General features: G+C 69.8%; 7 protein-coding genes. 2 read left to right on the forward strand and 5 right to left on the reverse strand.

Features of this window, described 5'->3' with window-relative positions:
• Positions 1-132 precede the first annotated feature (132 nt).
• The 5 genes from J2Z79_RS15510 to nth all read right to left on the reverse strand — a co-directional run bounded on the left by J2Z79_RS15510 (position 133) and on the right by nth (position 4,384).
• Positions 133-1,410, reverse strand: coding sequence for a homocysteine synthase (locus J2Z79_RS15510; RefSeq protein ID WP_209467806.1), 1,278 nt, complete (start codon positions 1,408-1,410; stop codon positions 133-135).
• Positions 1,411-1,553: 143 nt separating this feature from the next.
• Positions 1,554-2,003 carry a YaaR family protein gene (locus J2Z79_RS15515; RefSeq protein ID WP_209467807.1) on the reverse strand — a complete coding sequence of 150 codons (450 nt, stop codon included), beginning with the start codon at positions 2,001-2,003 and terminating at the stop codon, positions 1,554-1,556.
• A 13-nt stretch (positions 2,004-2,016) separates the two neighbouring features.
• Complete coding sequence (locus J2Z79_RS15520; RefSeq protein ID WP_209467808.1) at positions 2,017-2,469, reverse strand: peroxiredoxin family protein; 453 nt, start codon at positions 2,467-2,469, stop codon at positions 2,017-2,019.
• Positions 2,470-2,532: 63 nt separating this feature from the next.
• Positions 2,533-3,612, reverse strand: a complete 1,080-nt coding sequence (locus tag J2Z79_RS15525) for a homoserine O-acetyltransferase family protein (protein ID WP_209467809.1) — start codon at positions 3,610-3,612, stop codon at positions 2,533-2,535.
• 64 nt (positions 3,613-3,676) lie between these two features.
• A complete protein-coding gene (gene nth / locus J2Z79_RS15530) occupies positions 3,677-4,384 on the reverse strand; it encodes an endonuclease III (RefSeq protein ID WP_209467810.1) in 708 nt (235 codons plus the stop codon).
• Positions 4,385-4,482: 98 nt separating this feature from the next.
• Between nth and J2Z79_RS15535 the strand changes: the two genes are divergently transcribed.
• Together J2Z79_RS15535 and J2Z79_RS15540 are read left to right on the forward strand one after the other, a co-directional pair.
• Complete coding sequence (locus J2Z79_RS15535; RefSeq protein ID WP_209467811.1) at positions 4,483-5,208, forward strand: HEAT repeat domain-containing protein; 726 nt, start codon at positions 4,483-4,485, stop codon at positions 5,206-5,208.
• Between the two features lie 66 nt (positions 5,209-5,274).
• Positions 5,275-6,573 carry a glutamate-1-semialdehyde 2,1-aminomutase gene (locus J2Z79_RS15540; protein ID WP_209467812.1) on the forward strand — a complete coding sequence of 433 codons (1,299 nt, stop codon included), beginning with the start codon at positions 5,275-5,277 and terminating at the stop codon, positions 6,571-6,573.
• The last annotated feature ends 767 nt before the right edge of the window (positions 6,574-7,340 follow it).

A 7,340-nucleotide genomic window follows, 5' to 3' on the forward strand; every position in this document is an offset into this window, starting at 1 on the left:
ATAGCACGGATTGGAAAGCACATTCAATCGTGCCTTGTGACTACAAGGACCAGCGCGGGATACCTAAGAGCGCTACCGGCCCCGGCTCAGGGGGGGTAATCCCTGAGCCGGGGCCGGCGGCCGGAACCAGCCTTATACCGCGGCCTCCAGCGCCTGTTCGAGGTCGGCAAGGATGTCGTCGATGTGCTCGGTGCCCACCGACAGCCGCACCATCTCCGGGGAGACGCCGGCGGCGCGCTGCTCCTCCTCGGAGAGCTGCTCGTGCGTCGTCGAGGCCGGGTGGATCGCCAGCGACTTGGAGTCGCCCACATTGGCCAGGTGCGAGAAGAGGCGCAGCGACTCGATGAAGCGCCGGCCCGCCGGCGCACCGCCCCGGATGCCGAAGGCGAGGATCGCCCCCTGACCCCGGGGGAGGTACCGCTGGGCCAGCTGGTAGTAGGGGCTCGACTCCAGGCCCGGGTAGGTGACCCACTCCACCTTCGGGTGCTGCTCCAGGTACCGGGCGACGGCCAGGGCGTTGGCCGAATGGCGCTCCATGCGCAGGTGGAGCGTCTCCAGCCCCTGGATGAACAAGAAGGCGTTGAAGGGCGAGAGCGCGCCGCCCAGGTCCCTCAGCAGGCTGACCCGGGCCCGCAGGATGTAGGCCTGCTCGCCGAGGTCGGCGTACCGCAGGCCGTGGTAGGCCGCGTCGGGCTCCGTGTAGAGCGGGTGCTTCCCGGCCCCCCAGTCGAAGCGGCCGCTGTCGACGATCACCCCGCCGATGGCCGTGCCGTGCCCGCCGATGAACTTGGTGGCCGAGTGGATCACGATATCCGCCCCGTGCTCGATGGGCCGGCACAGGTAGGGCGAGGCGAAGGTGTTGTCCACGATGAGCGGCAGCCCGTGCTCGTGGGCGACGGCGGCCACGGCCGCGATGTCCAGGACGTCGCACCGGGGGTTGCCGATGGTCTCGGCGTAGATGGCCCGCGTCCGCTCGGTGATGGCCGCCCGGAAGTTCTCCGGGTCGGAGGGGTCGACGAACTTCACCGTGATGCCCAGCCGGGGCAGGTTGTGGGCGAACAGGGCGTAGGTGCCGCCGTAGAGGCTGGAGGCCGCCACGATCTCGTCGCCCGCCCGGGCCAGGTTGAGGATGGCGTACAGCTCCGCGTTCTGCCCGGAGGCTACCGCCAGCGCCCCCACGCCCCCCTCCAGGGCCGCGATGCGCTTCTCGAACACGTCGGTGGTCGGGTTCATGATGCGGGTGTAGATGTTCCCCGCCTCCTGCAGGCTGAAGAGCCGGGCCGCGTGCTCCGTGTCCCGGAACACGTAGGAAGTGGTCAGGTAAAGCGGCACCGCACGTGCCCCCGTCGCATCCACCTCATGGCCGGCGTGAATCGCCAGCGTCTCCAACCGGTACCGCTGTTCCGTCACTGCAACCACTCCCCCTCTGTCAGATTCGCCGTGGCTGCATCCTACCACGGGAGAGGAACGGGATCAAGCGACTGTTCTACCGTGTGAGAACAGTCAGGGCAGAGTATACAGGGGCCGCCCGGCACGTGCCGGCGGCCCCGTCCTTACATCCGCACGTCCAGCAGAAGGCCCTTGATCTCGTCCACCGCGGCCAGGATGGCCAGCCGGTCCTGCTCCTGCTCGAGGACCAGGCGGGAAAGCTCCTCCAGCCGCTGGTCCACGCGCCGGATGGTCACCATCGTCCGCTGTTCCCACGCCTGGGAGTCCCACTCCAGGTCCTGCCGCACCTCCAGCATATGGCGGGTCAGGTCGCGGAAGAGGCGGCCGATGGCGTCGCGGTAGAGGCGCAGGTCGTTCTGGCTCAGCGATTCGGTGAGGCGCCGCCCCAGCTCGTCGATCTCCTGCAGCGCCTGGTCGATGCGCTCGTTGAAGTGCATTGCGTGGCTGCGCGCCAGCTGCTCTCGGAAGGGCACGCGCGCCGAGGCCGAGGCCCTCTCGCCGTGGCCGGTGGTCGCCACTCGGGTCAGACCGGTCATCAGGCGGACCCGGTCCATGGCCACACCCCCCTCAGTCCTGCCCTTCCAGCTCGCTCACCGCGGCGAGGATCTCCGTGGTGGACGGGTTTCCCGGCTGCACCCAGCGGACGACCCCGTTCCTGTCGACCAGGAAGACCGTCCGCGCGATCTGCCCCAGGGGCCCCAGCACGCCGTAGGCGGCGGCCACGCGCTTGCCCTCGTCCGCGCAGATCGGGAACTCGAAGCCGTTGTTCTGGGCCCACCGCCGGTGCGAATCCAGGCTGCCGGGGTTGACCGCCACCACCTGCACCCCGCGGGAGGCGTACGCAAGCGCCGCGTCGCGCGCTGCACAGAGCTGCCGCGTACAACCGGGCGTGTTGTCCCTGGGATAGAAGATGAGCAGGACGCGCCGCTCTCCCCGGAGTGCGGAAAGGGTGAACCGGCCCTGGGTGGATTCCAGGGTGAAATCAGGGGCGAGCTCGCCGGGCTGGATCATCTGCGCCATCCCTCCCAATGCCGGTTTCCACGGCTATTCGCCGCGGAGCGCCCATCTCCTGCCAGGGGACGCTCAGTGCCGCACGGGGTGGCCCAGGAAGGCGGCGATCGGCTCGGCCAGGCAGTGCGCCTCCAGCAGCGCAGCCCGGTGCCCGGCCAGCGAATCCAGTGTCAGGACCTCCGCACGCCCGCCGTAGGCACGGATCAGGTCGGCGAACTCGCGGCTGACGGCCGGGGGGAAGAGGATGTCGGAGGAGACGGGAATGAGCAGCACCTCCGCGGAGATCTTCTGGGCCGCGACGTCCAGGTCGCGGTTGCCATAGGCCACGTTGTGCAGCAGCGCCATGCGGGCCGTCCAGGAGAGGTGGGCGGGATCCAGCAGGCGGGCCAGCCGCTCCGCCTCGGCCTCGACTTCGGCCTGGAAGGCGTAGCGCCCGTCGGGCGCGGCCCACGGGTGGGGCGAGTCCGTCGCCGTCCGCCGGCCCCAGACGGCGTCCAGCCAATCATTGGAGGAAGAGAGCGCAAGATAGAGCCGCAGCGCGTGGCGGAGGCCGTCCCGCGGGGAGGAGGCGATCGCGTCGATGGCCCCCTGGCAGACGGCCAGAGAGAAAAGCGGCGTGGCCTGATGGCCGCTGGCCACCGCCACGACCTGCTCCACCTGGTCGGGGAAGGTCACCGCCCACTCCAGGGCGTGAAAGCCTCCGGTCGACGGGCCGGCCACGCAGGCCAGCCGCTCGATGCCCAGCTCGGTCAGCAGCTGGTGCTGCAGCCGCACGTTGTCCCGCACCGTGATCTGCGGAAACGCGCTGCCGTACGGCTGCCCCGTCTCCGGGTCGCAGGTGCCCGGCCCGGTGGTGACGACCGCCGGATCGTGGAGGTTGGGATTGCACAGCGCGTCCGCCGCCACGATGAAGTAGCGGTCGGTGTCGAACGCGCGCCCGGGGCCGACCAGCGGCTCCCACCAGCCGGGACGGGAGTCGGACGGGCTGCTCGCGGCGTGGCTCGTGCCGAGGAAGGGATGGCAGAGCAGCACGGCGTTGTCCCGCTGCGCGTTCAGCCTGCCGTAGGTCTCATAGCTCACCGTGGCCGAGATCGTCTCCCCCACCTCCAGCCTGAGCCGGTCGGTGGTGAAGCGATGCCTGGGTATGGTCACGCGGGTTGTCGCCTCCTGAGCGCGCAGACTGGGCACACGAAGCCCTTCTCGTCTGCGCAGGTGCTCAGGATTTTGGCGCAGAGGCGCCCGATCTCCTGTTTCGGCGAGGCGGGGATTGCTGGCTTCCAGTTTTTTTCTGCCCCTGCCGGCCGAAACGGCAGTGGGGCAGCAGCGGGCACTCGCCGCATTGCGGCTTCCTGGCGTGGCAGACCTGCCGGCCATGATAGATGAGCCAGTGGTGCGCCTGCGACCACAGCGCGCGCGGGATGCGCCGCATCAGTTGCTGCTCGGTCTCCTCCGGCGTCTTCGCATCGGCGAGTCCCAACCGGTTCGCCACGCGGAAGACGTGCGTGTCGACGGCGATCGCCGGCACGCCGAAGGCGTTGGAGAGCACGACGTTGGCCGTCTTGCGGCCCACGCCGGGCAGCTGGATCAGCTCCTCCATCGTCGACGGCACCTCGCCGCCGTGCCGCTCCAGCAGCAGCCGGCTCAGCGCCTGGATGTTCTTCGCCTTGCTCTGCCACAGCCCGCAGTCGCGGATCATCTCGCCGATCTCGTCCACGGTGAGCGCGGCGAAGTGCTCGGGCCGGTTGTACTTCGGGAAGATCCGGGCCGTCACGATGTTGACCCGGGCGTCGGTGCACTGCGCCGAGAGCACGGTGGCCACCAGCAGTTCGAAGGCGTTCCGGTGGTTGAGCGCGCACTTCGCGTCGGGGTACATCTGCTGCAGTCTCTCGAGGATGGCCTGGGTATCCGCTCGCCTGGCTGCCATACCGTCACTCCTGTTCCTCTGCTGTGCGGGCGTCCCGCCGTGGCGCCGTGCGGCGTCCAAAAGAGGATCGTCCGTCGCGAAAAGGGGGTTGAGGCTGCATGTCCGCAGATCTGGAGCGCATCGCCCGCGGGCTGTCGTCGCCCGACCCGGGGGAGCGGCTCGCCGCGGCCCGTTCCCTGGAGGCGCAGATGGCCGCCCTGCTGGAGGCCGGTGCGACCGACTGGACCCCGCTGGCCGGCCGCCTGCTCCCGCAGCTCGTGGCCGGACTGGGGGATGCGGAAAAGGGCGTGCAGGTCCACTGCGCCAACTGCCTGCAGTTCCTCGCCTACCAGTCGGATGCGGTGCTCCCCGCCCTGCGGGAGGCCCTGGCGCCCCCGGAGGAGCGGCGCGCCTGGGCCGCAGCCTTCGTCGCGGCGCGGCTCGGCCTCTGGTCGGCCGAAGTCGGCCGGGCCCTTGCCGCCGCCATGGGCGCCCCGGACCGGGACATCCGCTGGGCTGCCGCCGGCCATGCGCTGGCGCTGGGCCGGTCGCACCCCGACTGCGTGGAGGTGGTCAAGGGCGTGCTGCGGGCGCCCTCCCCCGCCGCCCGCAAGATGGCCGCATACTGCCTCGGGGCGATGGGCGGGTACGCGGACGTGGCCGGCGTCCTGGCCGGGCGGCTGACCGACCCCGACCGCGACGTCCGCCGGGCGGTGGTCCTGGCCCTCAACCGGCTGCCGCAGGTCCCGCCGGAGCTGCAGCGGGCGGTGGCCGCCCTGCGGCACGACCCTGACGCGTTCGTGCGCCGGGCGGCGGACGCCGTGGCCCGCCGGTGGGGCCTATAACCTTTGGTCGCCGGCCCCGCCGGGACCGGTGCGCCGGCAGGAAATTTCGCATCAGGAGGATACCCGATGACAACCCGCTTTGAACGCTCGGCAGCCTACTACGAACGAGCCCTGGCCCGCATCGTCGGCGGCGTGAACTCGCCCGCCCGCTCCTTCAAGGCGGTGGGCGGCGGCGCGCCGGTCTTCATGCAGCGCGGCCGGGGGCCCTACCTTTACGACGTGGACGGCAACCGGTACATCGACTACCTGGCGGCCTACGGCCCCGGCATCCTGGGCCACGCCCACCCCGAGATCGTCGCCGCCATCGCACGGGCCGCTGAAGGGGGCACCCTCTACGGCACCCCCACCCCCTGGGAGGTGGAATTGGCCGAGCGGCTCCACGCCGCGCTCCCCTCGCTGGAGCGGATCCGCTTCGTCTCCACCGGCACCGAGGCGGTGATGTCCGCGGTGCGGGTCGCCCGGGCCTTCACCGGCCGACCGAAGGTGATCAAGATGGAGGGCTGCTACCACGGCCACTCCGACTTCGCCCTCATCGCCGCGGGCTCCGGCCCGTCGCAGCTGGGCACGCCCGACTCCGCCGGCGTCACCGAGGGGGTGGCGCGCGACGTGATCACCGTCCCCTACAACGACCTCGACAGCCTTGGCGAGGCCCTGGACGCCTGGGGCCGCGAGGTGGCCGCGGTGATCATCGAGCCCATCGTGGGGAACTTCGGCGTGGTGAACCCCGCCCCGGGCTACCTGGAGGGCGTGAAGCGGCTCGCCCACGAGCACGGCGCCCTGCTGATCTTCGACGAGGTGATCACCGCGTTCCGCGTGGCCTACGGCGGCGCCCAGACCCTCCTGGGGGTGGAGCCCGACCTCACCGCCCTGGGCAAGGCCATCGGCGGCGGCGTGCCGCTGGGGGCCTACGGCGGGCGGGCGGAGATCATGGACTGGGTCGCTCCGCTGGGGCCCGCCTACCAGGCGGGTACCCTCGCGGGCAACCCGCTCTCCATGCAGGTGGCCCTGGCCGCGCTGGAGATCCTGGGGCGCCCCGGGGTCTACGAACGGCTGGAGGCGGAGTCCGCCTACCTGGCGGACGGCCTCGTGGCCATCGCCCGGCGGCACGGGCACACGGTGCAGCTGGGCCGCGCCGGCTCGATGTTCACCCTCTTCTTCTGCGACGAGCCGGTGACCGACTACAAGGGGGCCGAGCGCTCCGACCCCCAGAAGTTCGCCGCCATGTTCCGCGGCTTCCTGGACCGCGGGGTCCTGCTGGCGCCGAGCCGGTTCGAGGCCTGGATGCTCTCAGTGCAGCACACCCGGGCCGATCTGGATGAGACGCTGCAGATTGCCGACGAGGTCCTTCGGCAGATGGTCCGGTAGAGCGGGCTAGGGCTGCAGGAACTGAGTCGAGCGCGATAGCCACCGCCACGCCTGCCAGCAGCGCCAGCACAAAGGCCAGACCCGCCCGCCCGGTCTGTACGCAGAGGGCAGCCCGTATAGCCAGCCCCGAAAGCATCACCATCCAGACCCAGAACCTCAGCCCCACCAAGACCGAGGCGGAACAGTATGAGGTTAAGCGGAGCCTGGAGCAGAGCCGGAAGTGCGGCAAATCCCAGAGTGGACAGCAGCGCCCGGCCGTCATTGCCAAATAGTGTGGCGAGGGAAGGACCATTCCTTTTAGGGGTGTATAGGGTTTCACATGTGGGGTCCGGCGGACAGGGGGGTTCACCACTGGTAGTTCAGATGATCCGGTAGGACCGACCGCCCTATCAGGAGGCGTCCGCGCAGAACCGACAACTTGACCAACGCCATTCCGGCCCCTCTTGGGTCCGGTAGGTAAACGGCCCCAACCGCGCCTGCACGGGCTCTCTGTCTAGTCTGAGTGACACCACCACAACCCTGCCACTCGCTTAGGCTTCCGAAATGCATGCCACTTCCCTGTCCGCGTCTCCGCGGTCACGCAGCACCACATTCCCGCCGACAAGTTAATTGTGTACGTTTCCATATGTATCATAAGATCCGGGTGCCCGCGAGGGTATACCCGGATTTTGTCTCTAGGAGCCTGTCTGAGTAAGCCAGTTCTGTAGGAGCAAAAGGGTTCGGTGTCCAATGTCTTCAGCATGAGCAAGAAGACGTATCGACCGTAT

The sequence above is a fragment of the Symbiobacterium terraclitae genome, assembly GCF_017874315.1.
Lineage (GTDB): Bacteria > Bacillota > Sulfobacillia > Symbiobacteriales > Symbiobacteriaceae > Symbiobacterium > Symbiobacterium terraclitae.